Origin of the sequence: Aminobacter sp. MET-1 (genome assembly GCF_026521175.1) — a bacterium.
Classification (GTDB): Bacteria; Pseudomonadota; Alphaproteobacteria; order Rhizobiales; family Rhizobiaceae; genus Aminobacter.
On sequence record NZ_JAMSHL010000023.1, the window covers coordinates 25,174 to 45,950 of the forward strand.

At 63.7% G+C, this 20,777-nt stretch carries 24 protein-coding genes and 1 tRNA gene; 17 read left to right on the forward strand and 8 right to left on the reverse strand.

All coding sequences use genetic code 11. From position 1 onward, the window contains the following. Positions 1-116: 116 nt before the first annotated feature. The 3 genes from NDO48_RS24265 (at position 117) to NDO48_RS24275 (ending at position 3,564) form a co-directional block, all read left to right on the forward strand. On the forward strand, positions 117-1,859 hold the full coding sequence (locus NDO48_RS24265) for a hypothetical protein (protein ID WP_040456298.1): 1,743 nt from the start codon (positions 117-119) through the stop codon (positions 1,857-1,859). A gap of 130 nt (positions 1,860-1,989) precedes the next feature. After that, complete coding sequence (locus tag NDO48_RS24270) at positions 1,990-2,790, forward strand: alpha/beta fold hydrolase (RefSeq protein WP_267322545.1); 801 nt, start codon at positions 1,990-1,992, stop codon at positions 2,788-2,790. 165 nt (positions 2,791-2,955) lie between these two features. Beyond that, positions 2,956-3,564 carry a hypothetical protein gene (locus tag NDO48_RS24275; RefSeq protein WP_018429103.1) on the forward strand — a complete coding sequence of 203 codons (609 nt, stop codon included), beginning with the start codon at positions 2,956-2,958 and terminating at the stop codon, positions 3,562-3,564. On the opposite strand, the gene NDO48_RS24280 is transcribed toward NDO48_RS24275, so the two are convergent. Then, positions 3,554-4,483, reverse strand: coding sequence for a metallophosphoesterase family protein (locus tag NDO48_RS24280; protein WP_018429104.1), 930 nt, complete (start codon positions 4,481-4,483; stop codon positions 3,554-3,556). The genes NDO48_RS24275 and NDO48_RS24280 overlap by 11 nt on opposite strands. 53 nt (positions 4,484-4,536) lie before the next feature. Here NDO48_RS24280 and NDO48_RS24285 point away from each other — a divergent pair, with 53 nt between their 5' ends. After that, complete coding sequence (locus NDO48_RS24285; protein ID WP_026227421.1) at positions 4,537-5,037, forward strand: NUDIX domain-containing protein; 501 nt, start codon at positions 4,537-4,539, stop codon at positions 5,035-5,037. A gap of 28 nt (positions 5,038-5,065) precedes the next feature. Here the strand turns inward: NDO48_RS24285 and NDO48_RS24290 are convergent, their stop codons facing one another. After that, positions 5,066-6,055, reverse strand: coding sequence for a glutathione S-transferase family protein (locus NDO48_RS24290; RefSeq protein ID WP_267322546.1), 990 nt, complete (start codon positions 6,053-6,055; stop codon positions 5,066-5,068). A 271-nt stretch (positions 6,056-6,326) separates the two neighbouring features. Between NDO48_RS24290 and NDO48_RS24295 the strand changes: the two genes are divergently transcribed. From NDO48_RS24295 to NDO48_RS24315, 5 genes are all read left to right on the forward strand, one after another. Beyond that, positions 6,327-6,863, forward strand: coding sequence for a GNAT family N-acetyltransferase (locus NDO48_RS24295; RefSeq protein WP_018429107.1), 537 nt, complete (start codon positions 6,327-6,329; stop codon positions 6,861-6,863). Positions 6,864-6,929: 66 nt separating this feature from the next. Next, a complete protein-coding gene (locus NDO48_RS24300) occupies positions 6,930-7,691 on the forward strand; it encodes a 3-hydroxyacyl-CoA dehydrogenase (protein WP_018429108.1) in 762 nt (253 codons plus the stop codon). A gap of 146 nt (positions 7,692-7,837) precedes the next feature. Continuing rightward, positions 7,838-8,602, forward strand: coding sequence for a HugZ family protein (locus NDO48_RS24305; RefSeq protein ID WP_267322547.1), 765 nt, complete (start codon positions 7,838-7,840; stop codon positions 8,600-8,602). A gap of 129 nt (positions 8,603-8,731) precedes the next feature. Next, positions 8,732-9,028: an ArsR/SmtB family transcription factor gene (locus NDO48_RS24310; protein WP_018429110.1), complete on the forward strand. Its 297-nt coding sequence runs from the start codon at positions 8,732-8,734 to the stop codon at positions 9,026-9,028. Between the two features lie 58 nt (positions 9,029-9,086). After that, the gene (locus NDO48_RS24315) at positions 9,087-9,890 is read left to right on the forward strand and encodes a TrmH family RNA methyltransferase (protein WP_267322548.1); all 804 of its coding nucleotides are present in this window, start codon (positions 9,087-9,089) and stop codon (positions 9,888-9,890) included. A 67-nt stretch (positions 9,891-9,957) separates the two neighbouring features. On the opposite strand, the gene NDO48_RS24320 is transcribed toward NDO48_RS24315, so the two are convergent. Together NDO48_RS24320 and NDO48_RS24325 are read right to left on the reverse strand one after the other, a co-directional pair. After that, on the reverse strand, positions 9,958-11,085 hold the full coding sequence (locus NDO48_RS24320) for a hypothetical protein (RefSeq protein WP_018429112.1): 1,128 nt from the start codon (positions 11,083-11,085) through the stop codon (positions 9,958-9,960). A gap of 192 nt (positions 11,086-11,277) precedes the next feature. After that, the gene (locus NDO48_RS24325; RefSeq protein ID WP_026227422.1) at positions 11,278-11,859 is read right to left on the reverse strand and encodes an EipA family protein; all 582 of its coding nucleotides are present in this window, start codon (positions 11,857-11,859) and stop codon (positions 11,278-11,280) included. Between the two features lie 440 nt (positions 11,860-12,299). On the opposite strand from NDO48_RS24325, the gene chpT reads away from it, so the two are divergent. Both chpT and NDO48_RS24335 read left to right on the forward strand, forming a co-directional pair. Beyond that, on the forward strand, positions 12,300-12,929 hold the full coding sequence (gene chpT / locus NDO48_RS24330) for a histidine phosphotransferase ChpT (protein WP_018429114.1): 630 nt from the start codon (positions 12,300-12,302) through the stop codon (positions 12,927-12,929). Between the two features lie 218 nt (positions 12,930-13,147). Continuing rightward, positions 13,148-13,516 carry a response regulator gene (locus NDO48_RS24335; RefSeq protein WP_018429115.1) on the forward strand — a complete coding sequence of 123 codons (369 nt, stop codon included), beginning with the start codon at positions 13,148-13,150 and terminating at the stop codon, positions 13,514-13,516. Between the two features lie 147 nt (positions 13,517-13,663). Here NDO48_RS24335 and ctrA read toward each other — a convergent pair whose 3' ends face one another. After that, positions 13,664-14,359 (reverse strand): response regulator transcription factor CtrA, encoded by a 696-nt coding sequence (gene ctrA, locus NDO48_RS24340; RefSeq protein WP_018429116.1) that lies wholly within the window; start codon positions 14,357-14,359, stop codon positions 13,664-13,666. Between the two features lie 448 nt (positions 14,360-14,807). On the opposite strand from ctrA, the gene NDO48_RS24345 reads away from it, so the two are divergent. Further along, entirely contained in the window at positions 14,808-15,185 is a 378-nt protein-coding gene (locus NDO48_RS24345; RefSeq protein ID WP_018429117.1) for a hypothetical protein, read from the forward strand. 49 nt (positions 15,186-15,234) lie between these two features. On the opposite strand, the gene NDO48_RS24350 is transcribed toward NDO48_RS24345, so the two are convergent. Beyond that, on the reverse strand, positions 15,235-15,639 hold the full coding sequence (locus NDO48_RS24350) for a winged helix-turn-helix transcriptional regulator (protein ID WP_267322549.1): 405 nt from the start codon (positions 15,637-15,639) through the stop codon (positions 15,235-15,237). 91 nt (positions 15,640-15,730) lie between these two features. Here NDO48_RS24350 and NDO48_RS24355 point away from each other — a divergent pair, with 91 nt between their 5' ends. Beyond that, on the forward strand, positions 15,731-16,657 hold the full coding sequence (locus NDO48_RS24355; RefSeq protein WP_267322550.1) for an NADP-dependent oxidoreductase: 927 nt from the start codon (positions 15,731-15,733) through the stop codon (positions 16,655-16,657). Positions 16,658-16,748: 91 nt separating this feature from the next. Continuing rightward, on the forward strand, positions 16,749-17,210 hold the full coding sequence (locus tag NDO48_RS24360; protein ID WP_267322551.1) for a paraquat-inducible protein A: 462 nt from the start codon (positions 16,749-16,751) through the stop codon (positions 17,208-17,210). Between the two features lie 107 nt (positions 17,211-17,317). Here the strand turns inward: NDO48_RS24360 and NDO48_RS24365 are convergent, their stop codons facing one another. Next, positions 17,318-17,593: a DUF1153 domain-containing protein gene (locus tag NDO48_RS24365; RefSeq protein ID WP_026227425.1), complete on the reverse strand. Its 276-nt coding sequence runs from the start codon at positions 17,591-17,593 to the stop codon at positions 17,318-17,320. A 265-nt stretch (positions 17,594-17,858) separates the two neighbouring features. Here NDO48_RS24365 and mnmA point away from each other — a divergent pair, with 265 nt between their 5' ends. Continuing rightward, positions 17,859-19,049 carry a tRNA 2-thiouridine(34) synthase MnmA gene (mnmA, locus tag NDO48_RS24370; RefSeq protein ID WP_267322552.1) on the forward strand — a complete coding sequence of 397 codons (1,191 nt, stop codon included), beginning with the start codon at positions 17,859-17,861 and terminating at the stop codon, positions 19,047-19,049. 11 nt (positions 19,050-19,060) lie between these two features. Next, on the forward strand, positions 19,061-19,438 hold the full coding sequence (locus NDO48_RS24375; RefSeq protein ID WP_267322553.1) for a YkvA family protein: 378 nt from the start codon (positions 19,061-19,063) through the stop codon (positions 19,436-19,438). 55 nt (positions 19,439-19,493) lie between these two features. Here NDO48_RS24375 and NDO48_RS24380 read toward each other — a convergent pair whose 3' ends face one another. Next, positions 19,494-20,450 (reverse strand): Gfo/Idh/MocA family protein, encoded by a 957-nt coding sequence (locus NDO48_RS24380; protein ID WP_267322554.1) that lies wholly within the window; start codon positions 20,448-20,450, stop codon positions 19,494-19,496. A 232-nt stretch (positions 20,451-20,682) separates the two neighbouring features. Here NDO48_RS24380 and NDO48_RS24385 point away from each other — a divergent pair. Continuing rightward, positions 20,683-20,759: transfer RNA gene (locus NDO48_RS24385), tRNA-Met, on the forward strand. The last annotated feature ends 18 nt before the right edge of the window (positions 20,760-20,777 follow it).

Consider the following 20,777-nt stretch of genomic DNA (forward strand, 5'->3'; position numbering starts at 1 on the left):
CGCCTCGCCCGTGGATAACGGGCGGGGCGTTTGTCCATCTGGTGCCGGCGCGCTTGTGCCCAAGCGCCAGCCGACTATGATCTGGCTGTTCGTACCGGTTCGAAAAGGGTCGATACTTGGTTGCCTCCACGCCTGCTGCCCCCGCAGTGCGCGAAGCGCTTGAGCGGCTTGTTGCCAGCGAGACCTTTGCCCGGTCCGATCGGGCACGCAAACTGCTACGCTATCTCGTGGAAAGGGAGCTCGCCGGCGACGCCGAGCGGCTGAAGGGCTTTGCCATTGCCGTCGACGTGTTCGGCAAGGACGCCGAGTTCGATTCCGCCACCGATGCCGTGGTGCGCGTCCAGGCAGGTCGCCTGCGCGAACTTCTCGCTCAGTATTACGCAGCCGAGGGAACCAGCGACCCGATCCGCGTCTCCATCCCGCGCGGCAACTATGTGCCGACCTACGAGGCCGTGGTCGAATGCCCGCCCGAAACGACCGAGACGCCCGCGGAAGAGCCGGCAGCGGCCGAAATAGCCGAACCCGAGCATCGACACAGCGATGAACAGGGCCTGGACCCTGCCCTGCAGGGATCGAGCGTCACCCGCCAGCTGCGCTATTTCTGGGCGGCGATGGCGCTCGTCATCGTCATGCTCGGCATCCTTTTGTTCCGCAACATCGGCGGTCCCATCGGCGCCGAAATCGCCGGCATGACCGATTTCCGCAATGCCACCTCGAGCATCAGCAACGCGGTCGACCAGCTGCCCGCGGTGCATATCCATCCGGGCTCGGAAGGCGGCGATACGGCAAGGGTAGCGACCGTGCTGAGAACCGCCCTCTCCGGCTTCGACACGATCGACCTGATTGCCCGCGACCAGACCGACCGGCAGCGCCGCGTCGATCCGACCGACTTCGACTTCACCGTCAATCCAGGCCCGAGCGCCGGTTCGGTACTGATCGAACTCCAGCATATGGCCAGCGGTCGCATCCTGCTGTCGCGGGTGCTGACGCCTCAGGACATCAGGCCCGACGCCATCGACGACCGCATCGCCGAGATCGTCACCTCGGCTGTTCCCGTCTCCGGCATGATCTATGCCTATATCGAGCAGAACGGCCTGCAGCGCGGCCTGATGACCTGCCTGCTGCTGAGCGACGACTATTATATGGACCAGAGCTCGGCCAAGCACCGCGCCGCCTACCAGTGCCTGGAAGACCTGTCGAGGCGCGGCGCCAAGTCGCCGGTCATCTATTCGGAAATGGCGTCCCTGCAGCTGGAGAGCGTGACCGACAACTACACCTATCCGCCCGACGCCACCGCCGAGGGTGCCTTCGCGCTCGCTCATTCGGCCGTGCAGACCGGCGCCACCAGCCCCTTCGCCCACCGCTCCTACGGCTACCTTCAGTCGCGCGTCGGCGATCCCGCGGAATCGATCCGCTGGATGCGCAAGGCCTATGAACTCAACACCTACGACCTGACGATGGCGGCCGCCTATGGCTATGCCCTGGTGCTGTCAGGCAGCTACAGCGAGGGTGTGCCGATCATCAAGCGCGCCGTCGAAAGCTCGAGCGCCCATCCGAGCTGGTGGGATTATGGTCTGTTCCTCGGCGAGTTCATGCTCGGCAATCGTTACGCAGCAGCACGCTCCGCCAACGCGCTGACCACCGCCAAGCGGCCGCATTACCTGGCCGCCCGGCTGATCGCCGCGAATTTCGTCAACGACAAGAAGACGGCCTCCGATCTCGCCAAGGAGATTGCCGCGACCTATCCGGCCTTTGCCACGGACCCCGCCGCCGCCTTCGCCAAGGGCAGGTATCCGGAGGAGCTGACCAAGTCGCTGACGAAAGCGTTGCGCGCCGCGGGTCTGGGCCAGCAAAGCTGAGTTAACGGTCTTTTAATCGGACCCATTTTCTGCATAATAACGCCCGAATACGCTCATACAGCGTATTGCATTTGCATACTTCATATTTAAAGTTTCTAACCGGGGTCGGGCTTAGGTTTTTTCAAGGAAGATGAATTACTCCATCCATGCGGCCGTTCGAGGGGACGGCAAGAATGTGGTGGTCTTGCTTCACGGTTTCGGTGGTTGCTGCGACATCTGGAAGGATGTCGTCGATTGCCTGGACGGTGCATTCACGACAATCGCTTATGATTTGCCGGGACACGGCCTGTCGATCGACTATCCCAAGGCTGGGTCGGCGAAGGTCGCAGCCAATGCCGTGCTTGCCGATCTTGCCGAGCGCGGCATCGAGCGCGCCCATTTCATCGGCCATTCCATGGGCGGAGCAGTCGCAACCCTTGCAGCCCTCGCCCAACCCTCACGCGTCGCGTCACTGACGCTCTTGGCGCCAGGCGGCTACGGCCCGGACATCAATGCCCCCCTGCTCCGGCGATTTGCGGCCGCCACCGCGCCCGAGGATATCCGTGCCTGCCTCGCCGAAATGTCGAGCCCGGACAGCCGCGTCAACGAACACGCCGTTGCAACGCTGGCCAAGATGCGCAGCCGGCCCGGCCAGTCGGAAAAGCTGATTGCCTTCGCCGACACCATGACCGCGGGCAACCGCCAGGGGGTCATTCCGCGTGAAGCCATCGCCGCCCTGCCGATGCCTGTCATGGTGGTGTGGGGCACCGACGATGCAGTGCTGCCTTACAGCCAGGCCGACGGGCTACCGGCCCGCTTCATGATCCATCACGTGCTCGAGGTCGGGCACATGCTGCCGGAAGAAACGCCTGAGCTGGTAGCCGAGATCATCCGCCGCATGAGCCGCCGCCGGCAACGCGCGGTGCCGATTGCGACCGGCTGCGAAGCCTGAATCAGTTCATGCAGGACAGCGGCTAAGCGCCTGCGCAGAAAACCTTTTGCACGCTCGGCGATTGACCGCGTCGGATACAATTCCGCCGCGATCGCAACTATGTTAACTCTTGCTTAACGAGGTGACGCCGGCGAAATTCGGCGCGCCGTGCAAGGAACCGGAGCGATGAAGGACGACAACGTGAGCGCGATCCGGACAGCACATGCGCTGTCGGATGCCATTCGCGACGTCAAGAACGCCGCGGCCGACCGCACCGATGTGGTGGTCGACCTGCGCGACGCCCATCGCATGCGGCTGGAACTGCTGGCCGCCGAGCTCGAGCAGGTGTTTGCCGACGTTCCCAAGGACATCGACAATTTCGACTTCGCGATTTCGTCCGGCCTGCAGCCGAGATTGTGGATCGACGCGGTCAGCCACGTCGCGCTCGGCCGCGACCGCCGCACCTTCCGCTTCGTGCGCGACACCCGCATTGGCCGCGTCGTCCTGGCCGAGACCACCGACGTCAAGCGCGTTGCCGAGCAGGTGACGCGTTACATCGCCGAACGCATCGTCGAGCGCCAGCAGATGATGGAGGGCGGCGCGATGCCGGCGACGCAGGGCTTTGCCCGCGAGCCGGTGATGGAAGCCGAACCGGCGATGCGGCGCTTGCGCCACCCCGCCTGGCCGGGCCTGCTGTCCGGTTTCGGGCTGCTGGTCGCGGGTGCTGCCGCAGGCATTGCACTCATGGCCGCACTCTACTGGCTGCGGGTCGCCGCGACCGGCGTCAGCTTCTGACCAGCGCCTCCGGGCGCGCGGCGGAACTCAGATCCACCGTCGAAATCTGAACCGGCGCGGCCGCCGACAGCAGGCCACGCCGGGTCAGCGAGACGTTCCATGCATCGGGCTCGCCCGAGATGTCGATCAGGTTGAACTGCGCCGCCGGCTTGAGCGCGCCGGGCGCCTGACCGGCTGCGGCGACGCCGACCACCGGCACCGCACCCTTGGTCCCCGGAATCCAGTACAGCGTCGGCAGGTGCGAATGGCCATGCACCACAAGCTCGGCGCCATGCCCCCTGACCACCTTCTGGAACTTGCCGATGCCGAACAGCCGCTTGTGCGGGCCGACCGCTCCGCGCACCGGCGGATGATGGATCATGATGACCCGGAACAGCCCCTGCCTGCCGGTTTCGTCGAGGATCGTTGCGAGCCGGTCGGCCTGGCCATCGCGAAAGAAGCCGCTTGCCATGAAGGGCGCCGTGGCGCGCGCGGTCGACACGCCGATCAGCGCGACATTGCCGCGTATGCGAAGATAGGGAAAGCTGTGCTGGTTGACCGGCCCCACGGCATTGTCGCCGCGCATCCACGGCGCCCAGGCCACGCAGGCCTTGTCGAAGGCTCCGGGCACATAGGCATCATGGTTGCCGGGCACGACGGAGACATCCTCCGGCACGCCCAGCGTTTCGAGCCACATCCGGGCGAGCCCGATCTCGCCGTCGAGCGCCAGATTGACGAGGTCGCCGGTGACGGCGAGATGGCTGGGCGACTGCGCCTTGAGGTCGGCGACGATGGCGTCGACGACGCCGTCATGATGATGGCGACGACGGTTGCGTTGCCAGTTGACGTAGCCCACCGCCCGCTTGGAGGCGAGTTCGCGATAGGTTACATCCGGAAGCGGACCAAGATGGGCGTCGGAAATATGCGCAAGCCTGAACATTACTCCCTTGTAGGTCAGGCGATGGCCGCTTTCCACCCATGGCGGTGGCGCTGATGGCAAATGCTGCAAGGCAAGATCAGCCGCGCCAGAGTATGTGGTCACGGCTGCGCGGACGCCTCTTCCACGTCTATTTCCTGATGCGGCGACCGATGACGCTTGGCGTGCGCGGTCTTGTCCACGACACGGCGACCAACTCCGTCTTCCTCATTCGCCACACCTATGTGCCCGGCTGGCAGCTACCCGGCGGCGGCGTCGAGATCGGCGAGACTTTTGCCGAGTCACTTGCCCGCGAACTGGAGGAGGAAGGCAACATCGCGCTTGCCGGTCCGCCCGTTCTCAGGTCGATCCACCTCAACAACAAGGCGACGAAACGGGATCACGTCGGCTTCTATCTGATCCAGGCCTTCCGGCAGGACAGGCCGAAGCTGCCCGACCACGAAATCGCCGAGGCCGGCTTCTTCCCGCTCGATGCGCTGCCGGAAGGGACGACGCCGGCGACGCTGCGACGGATCGCCGAGGTGTTCGAAGGCAAGGAAGCGTCGCCCTATTGGTAAGTTTTTGGCGACGCGCGCGCCAAGTCCCTCACGCCGCCTTCAGCAACTTCCCCCTGTTGTGCGGGGCGTCGAGGTTCAGCTCCGGCCCGAGCGGGATGATGCCGGTCGGGTTGATGGTGGCGTGGCTGCCGTAATAGTGCGCCTTGATGTGCAGCATGTTGACCGTCTCGGCCACACCGGGCACCTGATAGAGCTCGCGCAGGTAGTTCGACAGGTTGGGATAGTCGGCGATCCGGCGCAAATTGGTCTTGAAGTGGCCGACATAGACGGCATCGAAACGCACCAGCGTGGTGAACAGCCGCCAGTCGGCCTCGGTCATCCGCTCGCCGACCAGATAGCGGTGGCGCGACAGCCGATCCTCAAGCGTATCGAGGGCGGCAAACAGCTCGTTGAACGCCTCCTCATAGGCCACCTGGCTGGTGGCGAAACCGGCCCGGTAGACGCCATTGTTGATCGAGCCGTAGACGAGTTCGTTGACCGCATCGATATCGCTGCGCAGGCCTTCCGGATAGAAATCGACCGATGCGTCGCCCCATTCGTCGAAAGCCGAGTTCAACATGCGGATGATCTCGGACGATTCATTGGAGACGATCGTCTTTTCCTTCTTGTCCCACAGCACCGGCACGGTCACGCGGCCGGAATAGGTCGGATCGGCCATGGTGTAGATCTGGTGCAGGTAATCCAGGCCATAGAGCGTGTCGCCGGTCGCGCCGTCGTCGGTGCGGAAGGTCCAACCGTTTTCGCCCATATAGTGGTGGACGACTGAAACCGAGATGATGTCCTCGAGCCCTTTCAGCGCGCGGAAGATCAGCGTGCGGTGTGCCCACGGACAGGCGAGCGAGACATAGAGGTGGTAGCGCCCCGGCTCGGCCCTGAAGCCGCGCGTGCGGCCCGCCGCCGGCTTGCCGTCGACGGTGATCCAGTCGCGCCACTGCGCATGCGAACGCACGAATTTGCCGCCCGTCGACTTGGTGTCGTACCAGCGGTCCTGCCATTTGCCTTCAACCAGCAATCCCATCGCGAAATCCTTTCGTTTGCCACGATGTAGGACACCAAGGGCGCAAACCGAAGGGCAACAGTTTGAACGGATCGTCAACGCCGGACGCACATCGGCCAAATGCACGATGGACGGACGCGAAAAATGATGGTAGCGGGCTTTTCATGTCGCAGACCTTTGCACAGATCCGGATCGACCGACGACGAATGAGCGCACGCGCTTGAAGCGCTGACTTGCGACTGCTGCGGCATGCCCGCGGCACCTCATCCTCGGATACCGGACTGCAAAGACCATGAAACTCTCCGACGTCACCTACATGCCGGAAGCACCGGCGCACGATCTCGAAATCGACGAAATCAACGCTGAGGCCTTCGGCCCCGGTCGGTTCACGCGCGCTGCCTACAAGATCCGCGAAGGCGGCCCGCATGATCGCTCGTTGTCCTTTGTCGCCATGCAGGGCGGCCAGGTGATCGCCTCGGTCCGGATGACGCCGATCGCCGCCGGCGCCGGCCGTGCGCAGATGCTGGGCCCTCTCGCGGTGCGGCCCGATTTCAAGAACATGGGCATTGGCCGTAGGCTTGTTGCAATGGCGCTTGCCGCAGCGGCCGAGGCCAGCGAACCGGCCGTGATCCTTGTCGGCGACGAGCCCTATTATGGCCCGCTCGGCTTTGTGCGCATCCCGCGCGGCCAGATCGAGATGCCCCGCCCCGTCGACCTCAACCGGCTGCTCGCACATGAGATCGTGCCGGGTGCCGTGGCCGAACTTTCGGGCGAGGTCTGCCACGCCAATCTGGCAAAGACCCCGCGACGCACGACCGAGCCGGCCTAGCCGCCGATGACTTGCCCGTGCCGCCCATCTTCCTAATTCATCAACAGTAGAAGAGGACAGGCTGACATGAATCCAAACGGGCAAATCGCAGCAGTCACCGGCGCCGGCTCCGGCCTTGGCGAAGCAACCGCACGGGCACTTGCAGCCAAGGGCGCCAAGGTTGCGATCCTCGACCTCAGCCTGGAGCGCGCCGAAAAGGTCGCCAATGAAATCGGCGGCATCGCCGTGCGCTGCGACGTCTCGAACGAGGAAAGCGCTGTCGCAGCCTTCGCCGAGATCGAAGCCAGGCTCGGCACGGCGCGCATGCTGGTCAACTGCGCCGGCATCGCCGTCGGCGTGAAGACCATCGGCAAGGACGGCCCGCACCCGCTCAGCGTCTTCCGCCAGGTGATCGAGGTCAACCTGATCGGCTCGTTCAACATGATCCGCCTGTTTGCCGACGCGGCAGCCAAGCTCGAGCCGCTGGCCGGCGGCGAGCGCGGCGTCATCGTCAACACCGCCTCCGTTGCCGCCTATGACGGCCAGATCGGCCAGGCCGCCTATTCTGCCTCCAAGGGCGGCGTCGTCGGCATGACCTTGCCGATCGCGCGTGACCTCGCACGCTCGGGTATCCGCGTCTGCACCATCGCGCCCGGCATCTTCAAGACGCCGATGATGGCCGCCATGCCGCAGGAAGTGCAGGATTCGCTCGGCGCTGCCGTCCCCTTCCCGCCGCGCCTGGGCGAGCCGTCCGAATATGCCGCCCTTGCCACCCACATCGTCGAGAACCAGATGCTGAACGGCGAGACCATCCGCCTCGACGGCGCGATCCGCATGGCGCCGAAATAACGGCCGCCTGTTGCCCGGATCGATTATTCTGCAGCCCCGGCAGCGCAAGCTTCCGGGGCTGTTTCGTTTGCGACAATGCTGCCTCTTGCCAAACGGCGGCGACCTGACTGATAAGTGGATTTCAACAGTCATATTTTGGTGATGCCGTGGAAGAGCGCAAGAAGGATGTCATTCGCGAGACCGATGCCGAGGCGATTGCCCTGGCACGGTCACTGATGCGGACGGCGCGCTACGGCGCACTGGCCGTCATCGAGCCCGAGACCGGCGCCCCTCTCGCAAGCCGGGTCGGCACCGCCACCGACGTCGACGGCACGCCGCTGATCCTGATCTCGGGACTTTCGGCCCACACCAAGGGCATCACGGCCGATCCCCGCTGCTCGCTGCTTGTCGGCGAGATCGGCAAGGGCGATCCCCTCGCCTATCCGCGCATCACCCTGTTCTGCCGTGCCCGCCGCCTCGAGCGCGGCACGCCGGAACAGGCCCGCGCCGAGCGGCGCTACCTCAACCGCAACCCGAAGGCCAAGCTTTATGTCGGGCTCGGCGACTTCGCCATCTTCCGCCTCGAACTGGAACGCGCCAACCTCAACGGCGGCTTCGGCAAGGCGTATCTCCTGACGCGCGATGATCTGCTGCTGCAGGGGCCGGCGGTGGAAGCGATCGCGGCTGCCGAGCAATCTGCGCTCGACCACATGAATTCGGACCACCGCGAGGCGATCGACATCTATGCCGCGCATTTCGGCCGCCTGCAGGGCACCGGCTGGTCGCTTACCGGCTTCGACCCAGAAGGCATGGATCTTACGTTGGGGGATGAGGCCGGACGCGTGCTTTTTCCTCAGATACTTGGCGAATCTGCCGATCTTCGCCGGAGCCTCGTCGAAATGGCCAAACAGGGGCGCGCAGCAAGGTCTTGATTTTTTGAAGGAAAGCTGATTTCTCCTTGAATTGCTAATTCGTCAAACGATTCACTGGCGAATTGGTATCGTGATCTGGCGTTATTGCCCCCATGGCGCCGGAGAGCATTGCGGATACACGGGGTACCCATGAAACCGAAGAAACTGACGGCCAATGCGGAAGCCGCTGCCTCTTTGCTGACGCTTATGGGCAACGAAAAACGGCTGTTGATAATGAGCCACCTTCTCGACACGGAGATGTCGGTGGGAGCTATCGCCGAGAAGGTCTCTCTGAGCCAATCGGCGCTTTCGCAACACCTTGCACGCCTGCGAAACGAAGAGCTGGTCGAGACCCGTCGCGACCGGCAAATGATCTACTACACCTGCAAGTCCGAAGCAGTGCGTAAGCTGCTCGGCACGCTTGAAGGTATTTTCGAGGACGCCTGACACACGACCAGGCTTCTCAGGGCTCCCATGGCGGCCTGCCCTCCGCTATGGAGCATGGATGAACATTATCCGCATAGACGACCCGGCCGACCCGCGCGTCGCGCCTTATCTGGACATACGCGAGCGTGATCTCGTCGGGCGCGAGGGCCGCTTCGTGGCCGAAGGCAAGGTTGTCCTCAACGTGCTGTTTTCAGCACGCCGCTTCGAGGCGGAGTCGGCGCTCGTCCTGGAAAACCGCTTGGACGGGCTGGCGGCGACGCTGGCGCTCGCTCCAGATCACCTGCCTGTCCATATCGTGTCTGGCGCGGTAATGGATGCCATCGCCGGCTTCCACATGCATCGCGGCATCCTTGCCATCGGTCGCAAAGGAGAGCCCGCCACTGTCGACGGCCTGCTGGCCGCCCTGCCCGAGCGCGCGCTCGTGGCGGTGCCTGTCGGCATTTCGAACCACGACAATATCGGCTCGATCTTCCGCAACGCGGCTGCCTTCGGCGCAGATGCCGTGCTGCTCGACGAAACCTGCTGCGACCCGCTCTACCGCAAGGCAATCCGTGTGTCGGTGGGGGCCGTGCTCAAGGTGCCCTTTGCCGTCGGCGGTTCGGCGGGCGAGATCGCGGACGCGCTGTCGCGCCACGGCTTCGGCCAGCTGGCGCTGTCTCCGGCGGGACAGGCCGACATCAGGGACATCGCCCGCCCGGCACGGCAGGCGCTTTATCTCGGCACCGAAGGCGAAGGGCTGCCGGAGGCGCTGATGGCGCGGCTGACCACGGCGCGGATCAGGATGGCGCCCGGCTTCGACAGCCTGAACGTCGCCGCCGCCTCGGCAATCGCCCTGCACCACTTTACCGACGCGACCGACTGAGCCGCCGCACGCCGGTACATCCCCTCGGACGCAGGGCGGCCTGGACGACGCAACTGCCTGGATTTGCCTATTCGGCCGCCGGTGCCTTTTGCAGCGCCCGGACGCGGTCGGCGAGGCTGACCACGGTGCCGCGGTCGCTTGCGGCCGGCACAGGCGCTTCCACGACCTTGTCCAGGGCCTTTGAAATCGGCGATTCCGGCCCTTCGAGGCGCGCAGTCAGCGCCACGACCTCGGCCGCCAACTCATGCATCTGTTCACGCAGGACGGCGTCCTGGCCGGCGCTCGGCACGGCATCGCCCGAGCGCGAAAGTTCGCCCTTCAGCCGCTTGTTCTCGCGGATCAGGGTGGCGATGCGCCCCTCGAAGCGCTCGCGCTCGGCCGTCTGGCCGCTGCCATTGGCCGTCGGCACCGCTGCCGGCTGTTGCTGCGCGGCCTTGGCCTGCTCGCGCAGGCGGGCGAGTTCTCTTTCGCGCCGTTCGATCTTTTCGTCCCGGTCGCTCAGCGTCGACACCATCTTCTCGATCTTCTTGTCCAGGTCGGAGGCGCGCTTGGTTTCTGCCTTCAGCGCATCGCGCACCGCCTTGTTGTCGGCCTCGATCTCCGCCACGCGCTTGTCGAAGACCTTGCGCTGCTGGCGCAAGCTCGACATGTCGTCCGTCAGCTTGCCGAGTTCGCTTTCGCGGCTGACCAGCTCGATCTGGCGATTGGAGGAGGACAGGCTGGCCTCGTCATAGAGGCGGCCAAGCTCCTCGAATTCCACGGCGCGCTTGTCCAGCAGGCTTTCGGCCTCGGCAAGCTGGCCCGCGAGCGCCTTGATCTGTTCGTCGCGCTTTCCGACCTCGTCATGCAGGCTGCCGTGCCTGGCTTCCAACTCGTTGACCGTGCGGTCCTTGTCGGCATGTCCGTCGGAAAGCAGCTTCTGCGCCTCGTGCAGGCGGCTGAGTTCCACCGCCTGGGAAAGCGCCTTTTCTTGCGAGGCCTTGAGCTGAACCTCGACCTTGCGCAGCGCCATCGCATGTTCGGCCCGGAGGCTGTCCTTGTCGGCGCGGATTTCCTCGAGCGTCATGGGCAGCTTCGCCTCGACGCGCTGGCGCGTCACCGAGACCGTGCGCCGCCACACCGCCGGTGCGATCAGCAGCACGAGGAACCCTGCGGTCAGGAAGCCAAGAACGAAAAACAGGATCGACTGGACCAAGGCACTTTACCCGTTACGGACAGGTGCGAGTTTGCCATGATCCCATGGCAGGAATCCAGCACCGCTGCAAATGCTCCACCGCACTTGGCAGGCCTTCGCGCGGTTTTCTCACAAGATCGTGCACAGCTTTTGCGTGTATGCGCTCCGACAGGCGAGGCATTGCCGGGCGGCGCGGACGCCGCCCGGACAGGCTCAGAAGGGATTCCAGGTCGGCTGCTGGGTCAACTTCAGGTAGCCGACATTGATACCGAGACGCGCGCCGACACCGGTGCGCACCGGCACCAGCAGGATGTTGCCGCGCTTGAGCACGTTGAAGCCGACGCCGGCGATCACATAGGCCGAACCGGCGACACCGGCATAACGGTCATAGAGATTGTTCACGTCGTCGAGATTGTAGACCAGCATCATGATGCGCGAGCCCTGGCCGCCAAAGTCCCAGCCCAGCGACGGACCCTGCCAGAACACCTTATGGTCGCCGGCATTCTTGGTGTAGAGCGAGCCTTCGCCATAGGTCAGGCCGCCGACGAAGGCGCCGGAACCCTCTTCGCCCAGCACATAGCCATTGGGCAGGCCATAGGACGCGAAAATCTTCTCGACGACGCTGGCCAGTCCGCCCGAGGTCGAACCGAAGAAGCGATGACCGGAATCGAGGATCTCCTGCGCAGTGTATTCCTGTGCGCGAGACGCGGATGTCGAAAATGCCAGAACGCCGGCCAGGACGAACATCGCGGCAAAAAGCCGGGTAAACGCCCGGCTATAGAATCGGGAAATCATGCTTCCAAATCTCCGTCAGGGAGCACACTTTCTCCGACGCCCCGGACCCGCTGCCACTCTTTTTGGTGGCTCGCCTGTCCAACTCGGCAAACTATGCCGTAATCCTTTTTCAACCATTAAACTGCCTTAAGAAGATGGCATATCGAAGGCGACATGAGGCCGTAAAAAGGCCTGTTATGCGCCAAAGTGCGGGCATTTTAACCATCTTGCGCCCCCTGTTTCTTGCCGCGTTAACCAGCCCTGTGTAACCAAGGGTACAGTTGGCCAGCCCTGATTCGCGCAAGGGCGCCGTGCGTCCATGAGGACACACAAAAGGCGTCCTAGCCTGTTGAGTCGGCGCATCGTGATTTCCGAAAACCGGTCGCGGCTTTCGGGCCGATACGCTCCGGGGTCCTGGTCTCGGAATTGAGCTTGAAGCCACCGCTCTAAGGGATGCCCACATGGCCGAATTGTTGTCGCTTTCCGCCCCCGATCTCGCGGCGCTGCTGTGCAGCAGGGTCTGCCACGACATCATTTCGCCGGTCGGCGCCATCAACAACGGCCTCGAACTGCTCGATGAGGGCGGCGCCGACGAAGACGCGATGCGCCTGATCCGCACCAGCGCCCGCAACGCCTCGGCGCGGCTGCAATTCGCCCGCATCGCCTTTGGCGCGGCAGGCTCCGCCGGCATGCTGATCGACACCGGCGACGCCGAAGCGGTCGCCACCGCCTTCCTCAAGAACGAAAAGCCGGAACTGACCTGGACCGGCGGCCGCGCGCTGCTGCCCAAGAACAAGGTCAAGCTGCTGCTCAACCTGCTCCTGGTCGCCAATGCCGCGATCCCCAGGGGCGGCAAGCTGAACGCCACGCTCGAAAACCTCGAGACCGCGCCGAAGTTCACGCTGTCGGCCTCGGGTCCGATGCTGCGCGTGCCGCCGAAGTTCCTCGAGCTGCACTCCGGCCAGAAGCCCGAAGAGCCGATCGACGCCCATTCGGTGCAGCCTTACTACACCCTGCTTCTGGCCCGTGAGGCCGGCATGACCATCTCGGTTCACGCCACGCCGGAAGAGATCCTGTTCACGGCCGAATAAATCCGGCCGGACGTCGAATATTCCAGACGTTTCCGACAGTCCCGCCAGCATCCGGCGGGACTGTTTTCGTTTGGGCACAGTCTTCGCCGGCAACTGGCGGCCCGAATGTTTCCAAGAATTTTACCATCCGGCTTTTCGGCTTCTTTACCGGACCGCACTACGGTCCGCAGACAACGCCGAACGCCCTTGTGTCCGGCTCCCGCAGAGAGGTCCGGGATATGAAGCGCTGCCTGTTCGTCGATGATTCCAGCGTCATCCGCAAAGTCGCCAAACGCATCCTGAACGGCCCCGACATGCTGGTGGTCGAGGCTGCCACGGGCGCCGAGGGCCTGGATGTCTGCGCTTACGACATGCCGGACATCATCGTCGTCGACGGCGCGCTCGAAGACATCACCACGGTCGACTTCATCCGCCGCGTGCGGGCGATGCCGAGCCCGGTCAAGCCGCAGATCGCCATCTGCCTGACCGAGGTGGACATCGGCGCGATCATGCGCGCCAAGCGCGCCGGCGCCCAGGGCTATCTCTTGAAGCCGTTCACCCGGCCGCAGCTGCTCGACCGCTTCCGCGCCTTCGACGTGGCCGCCTGAGCGCAGCCGAAAACCGGAACCGGTTTCCGGGAGACAAGCGCGTCGATTCAATAGGTTAGTGCATCCAACGGGCGCAGGGCGCTCCATTCGGCACAAAAAAGAAAGCCCGGCACAGAGGCCGGGCTTTGACTGAAGGTAAAGCAGATATCAGGCGATTTCGCGCAGCTCTTCCGGCTCGCGCAGCACATAACCGCGGCCCCAGACCGTTTCGATGAAGTTCTGGCCGCCGGATGCAGCGTCGAGCTTCTTGCGCAGCTTGCAGATGAAGACGTCGATGATCTTCAGTTCCGGCTCGTCCATGCCGCCATAGAGGTGGTTGAGGAACATTTCCTTGGTAAGCGTGGTGCCCTTGCGCAGCGAGAGCAGCTCCAGCATCTGGTATTCCTTGCCCGTCAGGTGCACGCGCTGGCCACCGACCTCGACCGTCTTGGCGTCGAGATTGACGATCAGGTCGCCGGTCATGATGACCGACTGGGCGTGGCCCTTCGAACGGCGCACGATGGCGTGAATGCGCGCCACCAATTCGTCCTTGTGGAACGGCTTGGTCATGTAGTCGTCGGCGCCGAAGCCCAGGCCGCGCACCTTGTCCTCGATGCCGGCCATGCCGGAGAGGATCAGGATCGGCGTCTTGACCTTGGACAGGCGCAAAGTGCGCAGAACCTCGTAACCCGACATGTCGGGCAGGTTCAGGTCGAGAAGGATGATGTCGTAGTCATAGAGCTTGCCGAGATCGACGCCTTCTTCGCCGAGGTCGGTCGTGTAGACGTTGAAGCTCTCAGACTTGAGCATCAGTTCGATGCTCTGTGCGGTTGCACTGTCGTCTTCTATCAGCAGAACGCGCATTCAAAATCCCCTTTTCTGCTGCCGGATGCCTTCGCGGTCCTATCCATCCCGGCCCAGTGCTTACCTGAATCGCAGGCTGCCACCGAATGGTTAACAAAACCTAATTTCGTATGGAAGACCATATCAGAAATTTTAACCGGCGCATACACCCACTTGAATCCAAACATGAATCACAAGGTCAACATCTTAACGCGCTGCATTAACTAGGTTGCCTAAGCGACTCTGGAAACGGACCCGCAGGTTCACAGCGAAAACTGGAATCTTTACCGGGTCTTAAGTCTCGGTAGGTATGATTAACGATGCCCGTAAACGAATGGTTACCAACGGTGAAAAACTTTAAAAGTTTGTTTTCCATCATTGGGGATCAGGGTCCGTTCGGTTGCGGCAGGTCCTTCGGGGCCAGAGTGACAGTAAGAGTGCGTTTTTCGGTGTTCGGGAGTATCGGGTCATGAAGTCACGGGAGAACCTGGTCAGGCTCAAGCAGTTCCAGGTGAACGAAAAGCGCCGGCAACTGATGCAGCTTGATTCGATGATCGCCGAATTCGATCGAATGGCGAACGAACTGGAATTGCAGATCGTCGCTGAGGAGAAGAAGGCTGGGATCACCGATCTCAATCATTTCGCTTATCCGACATTCGCCAAGGCCGCGCGCCAGCGGCGCGACAATCTGAAAAACTCCCAACACGATCTGGCGCAACAGCGCGCCGCAGCAGAAGCCTTACTCGCTGAAGCTGAAGCGGAGCTGTCCAAGGCGGAAATGCTGGAATCGCGCGATCGCACCAACCGCGAGGCCGAAACCGGCGGCCGCAGCGCAATGATCGGCTGAAAAGCCTGATTTCAAGGCAACCGGCACGCCGGCGTCAGCCGGCAAGGCCTCAGAGTTCGGCGAACTGCCCCTCGCCGGCCTGCGAACGTGCGCGCGCTTCGCGAATCTCGGGCGCATGCCTCTCCGACCAGACCCTGATCTGATTGAGCAATTCGGCGACGTTCTGGCCGAGTTCGGTGAGCTCATATTCGACGCGCGGCGGAATGACGGGAAATATCTCGCGCCGCACCAGGCCATCGCGCTCCAGAACCCGCAGGGTCTGTGTCAGCATCTTCGGCGTGATGCCTTCCACCTTGCGCGACAGGTCGCCATAGCGACGCCTGCCCGTCTTCAAAGCCCCCACGACAAGATAGACCCACTTGCTCGCCAGCATCTCGAGCACGGTGTGCGACATGCATGTGCGCTTGAAGGCGTCATAGCCGAAGGGGGTGTCGGGGGCGCAATCACTATCCATGGGGTACCTATATATCGAAAAGGTACATACTGGACAAGATACCTATACTATCCAAATGATAGTGGAACATCGTCCCAAGGAGAACATCACGATGCGAGCCATTACCCAGAACACCGTCGGCGGCCCCGAAGTGCTGACGCTTGCCGACCTGCCCGCCCCGCAGCCGAATCCCGGCGAGGTGCTGATCCGCACCAGGGCGGCGGGCGTCAACCCGGTCGATGCCGCCGTACGCGGCGGCTACTACCCGCTGCTCGGCGAGCCTCCCTTCGTGCTCGGCTGGGACGTTTCCGGCACGGTCGAAGCCATTGGCGCCGGCGTCACCGACCTTGCGCCGGGCGACGAGGTCTTCGGCATGCCGCGTTTTCCCGCCGGAGCGGCCGCCTATGCGGAACTGGTGGCGGCGCCCGCGTCGGAAGTCGCCCGCAAGCCGGCGAGCCTCGACCATCTCGACGCCGGCGCATTGCCGCTGGCCGGCCTGACCGCCTGGCAGGGACTGGTGACGTTCGGCCGCATCAAGGCCGGCGACCGCGTGCTGGTCCAGGCCGCGGCGGGTGGGGTCGGCCACCTCGCCGTGCAGATCGCCAAGGCGCGCGGCGCTTACGTCATTGCCACGGCCAGCCCCGGCAAGATCGACTTCGTCCGCTCGCTCGGCGCCGACGAGGTGATCGACTACACCAGGGACGACTTTGTCCAGAAGGCGGGTACGGTCGATCTCGTCTTCGAAGCGCTCGGTGGCGAACATCCCGAAAAGTCGCTGAAGACGCTAAAGACGGGCGGCACGCTCGTCGTCCTGCTCGGCACAAGCGACAAGGTGGCGGCCGAGGCTGCCGAGCGCGGCATCAGGATCGAGCGCATTTCCGTGCGCCCCGACCGCGCCGGCCTGGAAGAACTGGCGAAGCTGATCGACGCGGGCAAGCTCAAGGTGCATGTCGCCAAAAGCTTCCCGCTGGCGGAGGCTGCCGCTGCCCACGACTTCCTTGCCGGCAAGCCCATCGGCAAGGTGGTGCTGACGGCCTGAGGGCAACGCCCTCAAGCGCGATGATGAAGAAGCCGGACAGCAGGCGGCTGCCCGGCTTCTCTGCTGTTCACCCGTCCGTTATAGCTTGGCGATGCGATCGCTTCTGCCACTGATCCTGTTTGCAGCCTCCATCTGCTTCTCGCTCGGCATCGTCCTGCCGCTGATCCATGTCGACCGGCTGTATTTCTTCTCCGACGAACCTTCGCTGATCGGCATGATCGCAGCACTGTGGAGCGGCGGCGACTGGCTGCTGGCGGCTGTCGTGGCGCTGTTTTCCGTGGCGTTCCCCTCCATGAAGCTCGGCCTGCTGCACAACGCAGCCTATGGCCGATCGGGCGCAGGCATTCCCGGCTGGTTTCGCGCTTTGTCAAACTGGTCGATGCTGGATGTGATCCTGGTCGCGCTCGTGATCTTCGCCGCCAAGACCTCCGGCCTGGCAACTGCCTTCACCAAGCCCGGACTGTGGTTCTTTGCGGCGTCGGTGGTGCTGACGGCCACCGCCTCCGCCATGATCAAGCGCGCGCCGCGACCGGAAGACCGGACGGCTCACTGATAACCGAGCTCTCCGCCCTCAAAGCCAGGGCTCGGAAAACCCCGCCGAAAAGCAAAAAGGGTGCGGTTTCCCGCACCCTTTTCTTTGATTGGCCCTAACGGCCGGTGTCAGTGACGATACTGCTGGATGCGCGTGGTGCGCAGGCCAGCAAGACCGTATTCGTCAATGGATGCCTGCCAGGAGAGAAACTCCTCGGTCGTCAGCTTGTAGCGCTGGCAAGCCTCTTCGAGGCTGAGCAGCCCACCCCTGACGGCGGCAACCACCTCCGCCTTGCGGCGGATAACCCACCGGCGCGTGTTGCTCGGGGGCAGATCGGCAATCGTAAGCGGGCTGCCGTCCGGCCCGATAACATATTTGACACGCGGTCTAACCAGATCGGTCATCGTACTCTCTACTAAAAACTCAAAGACCCAATCATCCGCCACACTAACGCCACAGCTTTAAAAATTGCCTAAGCGTTCCCTAAGGGGTAAGTAACGAACGTGAATGGATCGTTAGACTCTTGATCCGCAATTTAACCACCTGCCCAGAGCTTTGTATTTGCAGCGCAAAAAGCGCGCACACGGCGCGGGTGGCACTGCGGCCGGGGTTGACCTATATTGCAGCCATTGGCATGCAGCCGACCAAAGACAGCGGAACGCAATCCCGATGAACAGCCTGGACCTGCCCGGACGCCCCGAAGACACCCGCGTGGTTGTAGCCATGTCGGGTGGTGTCGATTCTTCAGTGGTCGCGGGCCTGCTCAAACAGGAAGGCTACGACGTCGTCGGCGTGACGCTGCAGCTCTATGACCATGGCGCCGCCACCCATCGCGCCGGCTCGTGCTGCGCCGGCCAGGACATCGCCGATGCCCGCCGCGTCTCCGAGACGCTCGGCATTCCGCATTATGTGCTCGACTATGAGGAGCGCTTCCGCAAGGCCGTGATCGACCCGTTTGCCGAGAGTTATGTCGCCGGCGAAACGCCGATCCCCTGCGTGTCGTGCAACCAGACCGTCAAGTTCGCCGACTTGTTGGCCACCGCCCGCGAGCTCGGCGCCGATGCGCTGGCCACCGGCCACTACATCCGCTCGGGCCAGAACGGCGCCCACCGCGCCCTTTATCGCCCTGTCGATGCCGACCGCGACCAGAGCTATTTCCTCTTCGCCACCACGCAGGAGCAGATCGACTATCTGCGCTTCCCCCTCGGCGGCATGTCCAAGCCCGACGTGCGCGCCGCCGCCGAGCGCATGGGCCTGACGGTCGCCGCCAAGCAGGACAGCCAGGACATCTGCTTCGTGCCGCAGGGTAAGTACACCGACATCATCGCCAAGCTGCGTCCGTCGGCCGCCAACCCCGGCGACATCGTCCACATCGACGGCCGCGTGCTCGGCCGCCACGAGGGCATCCTGCGCTACACCATCGGCCAGCGCCGCGGTATCGGCATCGCCTCGGGCGAGCCGCTCTACGTCGTCCACATCGACGCCGAGCGGGCCCGCGTCATCGTCGGCCCGCGCGAGGCGCTGGAGACGCACAAGATCTTCCTGCGCAACATGAACTGGCTGGGCGACGGCTCGCTTGCCGATGTGCCCGCAGGCGGCCTCGAAATGTTTGCCAAGGTGCGCTCATCGCGCCCGCCGCGCGCTGCCGTCCTGCATCACCAGAACGGTGCGACCTGGGTCGAGCTGTCGGACGGTGAGTCGGGCATCGCCCCCGGCCAGGCCTGCGTGCTCTATTCCGATGACGGCAACGAAGCGCGTGTCTTCGGCGGCGGCTTCATCGAGCGCTCCGAGCGGCGCGCCGATGCCGAGGCCATGCTGACCAGGCTGGCCGCCATGCCGGGCCCGATCGCAGCCGAATAAGCCTGGACACCATGCTGGAAGCAGCCAAGCGCTGGGCGCGGCTTCTGAAGCGCGATGTCGTGGCGCTCTATCTTGCCGCGCGCAGCCCGCTGACGCCGTGGCCTGCCCGCGTGGCGGCTGCCTGCGTCGCCGCCTATGCGCTCAGCCCAATCGATCTCATTCCCGATTTCGTGCCGGTGCTCGGCTATCTCGACGACCTGCTGATCGTGCCCCTGGGCATCTGGCTGGTGATCCGCATGATCCCGGCCGAGCAGATGGCGGGCTTCCGCGCCGAGGCGGCAGACATTACCGCCAAGCCACGCAGCATGGCCGGCCTCGCCTTCATCGTGGTGGTGTGGCTGGCAGCAATTGCGCTTGCCGGCTGGTGGGTGTTGACCAAGCGAGGGTAATAGCGAAAAAGCCGGGGAGCACGACGCATCCCCCTATTCGCTATTCCCTACTCACTCAGTCGTGCGTCACCGTGCCCGCCGTCAGGATCCTCAGCACCCCGATCGCCTCGTCGCCGCCCGTGCGCGGCTCTTCGCGCATCTCGATGCAGTGGATGAAATGCTCGAGCTCGCGCGTCAGCGGCATCGCGTTCTCGATGGCAATGTAGGTCGGATCCTTCATGGTCGACGTCCACGACCCGCCATCCTCCTGCCAGACAGCGTGGCGGTAGACGGCGAGCTTGCGCTCCTGCGGCTCGACATCGTCGAACACGGCCATCGCCTTGGTGCCGACCACCGACAGCCGGCGCTCGCGATAGGGATTGAGGCGCGAGGCGAAGAGATGGCCGCGCAGGCCATTGGGAAAGCGCATGTGCAGATGCGCGAAATCGCTGAGATGGTTGAGAAGCGCGGCCCCCTCGCCCCTGACCTCGACCGGATCGGTGCCGGTGATCGCCAGGATCATCGACAGATCGTGCGGCGCGAGATCCCACAGCGCATCGTTCTCGGCGTGGAACTTTCCAAGGCCGAGGCGGTGCGAATGAATGTAGCCGACCTCGCCCAGCTCGCCGCTGTCGACCAGCGCCTTGAGGCCTTCGAAGGCCGGATGAAAACGCAGCACATGGCCGGTCATGAACACGCGGCCATTGTCGCGCGCCGCCTGCACCGCGCGCTCGGCATCGGCCACCGTCAGCGCGATCGGCTTTTCGACCAGCACGTCCTTGCCCGCCTGGACGGCACGCACGGCGAAATCGGCATGGAACTGTGGCGGCAAGGCCATGACGATGGCATCGACATCGTCGCGTGTCATCAGTTCGTCCGGGGTGAGCGCGATACATCCATGTTCGCCGGCAAAACGTGCGGCGCGGGCCGGATCGACGTCGGAGACGGCATGGAGAGCACCGAGCGACTTCAGGGTGCGGATGTGGTTACCGCCCCAATATCCGCATCCAAGGACAGCAATACGCGGTTTCATCAGGCTCTTTCCCGGGAAAAATCTGCGGCAGACATAATGGCCAAGGGGTGCGAACTCAACCCCGCAGCCTGTGTCCTAACGGCTCAGGACGGGCTGAAACAGCAACTTGCGAATTTCGCAAATGAAGGTGTTGACAGGTTCGCCCTGCCAACCTTATATCCGCCCGACCTTGGCGAACGCTTCGACGCCCGCCCCGAAATCGGGACAGAAAGTCGAACATTTTGCCGGCCCTGGCGGGGTAGCTCAGTTGGTTAGAGCACGGGAATCATAATCCTGGGGTCGGGGGTTCAAGTCCCTCTCCCGCTACCACTTCCATAGATGATTTTA

What these genes read in the sequence shown, in the direction of transcription:
- NDO48_RS24270 (WP_267322545.1), top strand. Translation starts at nt 1,990, where the DNA reads ATGAATTACTCCATCCATGCGGCCGTTCGAGGGGACGGCAAGAATGTG.
- NDO48_RS24275 (WP_018429103.1), top strand. Translation starts at nt 2,956, where the DNA reads ATGAAGGACGACAACGTGAGCGCGATCCGGACAGCACATGCGCTGTCG.
- NDO48_RS24280 (WP_018429104.1), bottom strand. Translation starts at nt 4,483, where the DNA reads ATGTTCAGGCTTGCGCATATTTCCGACGCCCATCTTGGTCCGCTTCCG.
- NDO48_RS24285 (WP_026227421.1), top strand. Translation starts at nt 4,537, where the DNA reads ATGGCAAATGCTGCAAGGCAAGATCAGCCGCGCCAGAGTATGTGGTCA.
- NDO48_RS24290 (WP_267322546.1), bottom strand. Translation starts at nt 6,055, where the DNA reads ATGGGATTGCTGGTTGAAGGCAAATGGCAGGACCGCTGGTACGACACC.
- NDO48_RS24295 (WP_018429107.1), top strand. Translation starts at nt 6,327, where the DNA reads ATGAAACTCTCCGACGTCACCTACATGCCGGAAGCACCGGCGCACGAT.
- NDO48_RS24300 (WP_018429108.1), top strand. Translation starts at nt 6,930, where the DNA reads ATGAATCCAAACGGGCAAATCGCAGCAGTCACCGGCGCCGGCTCCGGC.
- NDO48_RS24310 (WP_018429110.1), top strand. Translation starts at nt 8,732, where the DNA reads ATGAAACCGAAGAAACTGACGGCCAATGCGGAAGCCGCTGCCTCTTTG.
- NDO48_RS24315 (WP_267322548.1), top strand. Translation starts at nt 9,087, where the DNA reads ATGAACATTATCCGCATAGACGACCCGGCCGACCCGCGCGTCGCGCCT.
- NDO48_RS24325 (WP_026227422.1), bottom strand. Translation starts at nt 11,859, where the DNA reads ATGATTTCCCGATTCTATAGCCGGGCGTTTACCCGGCTTTTTGCCGCG.
- chpT (WP_018429114.1), top strand. Translation starts at nt 12,300, where the DNA reads ATGGCCGAATTGTTGTCGCTTTCCGCCCCCGATCTCGCGGCGCTGCTG.
- NDO48_RS24335 (WP_018429115.1), top strand. Translation starts at nt 13,148, where the DNA reads ATGAAGCGCTGCCTGTTCGTCGATGATTCCAGCGTCATCCGCAAAGTC.
- ctrA (WP_018429116.1), bottom strand. Translation starts at nt 14,359, where the DNA reads ATGCGCGTTCTGCTGATAGAAGACGACAGTGCAACCGCACAGAGCATC.
- NDO48_RS24345 (WP_018429117.1), top strand. Translation starts at nt 14,808, where the DNA reads ATGAAGTCACGGGAGAACCTGGTCAGGCTCAAGCAGTTCCAGGTGAAC.
- NDO48_RS24350 (WP_267322549.1), bottom strand. Translation starts at nt 15,639, where the DNA reads ATGGATAGTGATTGCGCCCCCGACACCCCCTTCGGCTATGACGCCTTC.
- NDO48_RS24355 (WP_267322550.1), top strand. Translation starts at nt 15,731, where the DNA reads ATGCGAGCCATTACCCAGAACACCGTCGGCGGCCCCGAAGTGCTGACG.
- NDO48_RS24360 (WP_267322551.1), top strand. Translation starts at nt 16,749, where the DNA reads ATGCGATCGCTTCTGCCACTGATCCTGTTTGCAGCCTCCATCTGCTTC.
- NDO48_RS24365 (WP_026227425.1), bottom strand. Translation starts at nt 17,593, where the DNA reads ATGACCGATCTGGTTAGACCGCGTGTCAAATATGTTATCGGGCCGGAC.
- mnmA (WP_267322552.1), top strand. Translation starts at nt 17,859, where the DNA reads ATGAACAGCCTGGACCTGCCCGGACGCCCCGAAGACACCCGCGTGGTT.
- NDO48_RS24375 (WP_267322553.1), top strand. Translation starts at nt 19,061, where the DNA reads ATGCTGGAAGCAGCCAAGCGCTGGGCGCGGCTTCTGAAGCGCGATGTC.
- NDO48_RS24380 (WP_267322554.1), bottom strand. Translation starts at nt 20,450, where the DNA reads ATGAAACCGCGTATTGCTGTCCTTGGATGCGGATATTGGGGCGGTAAC.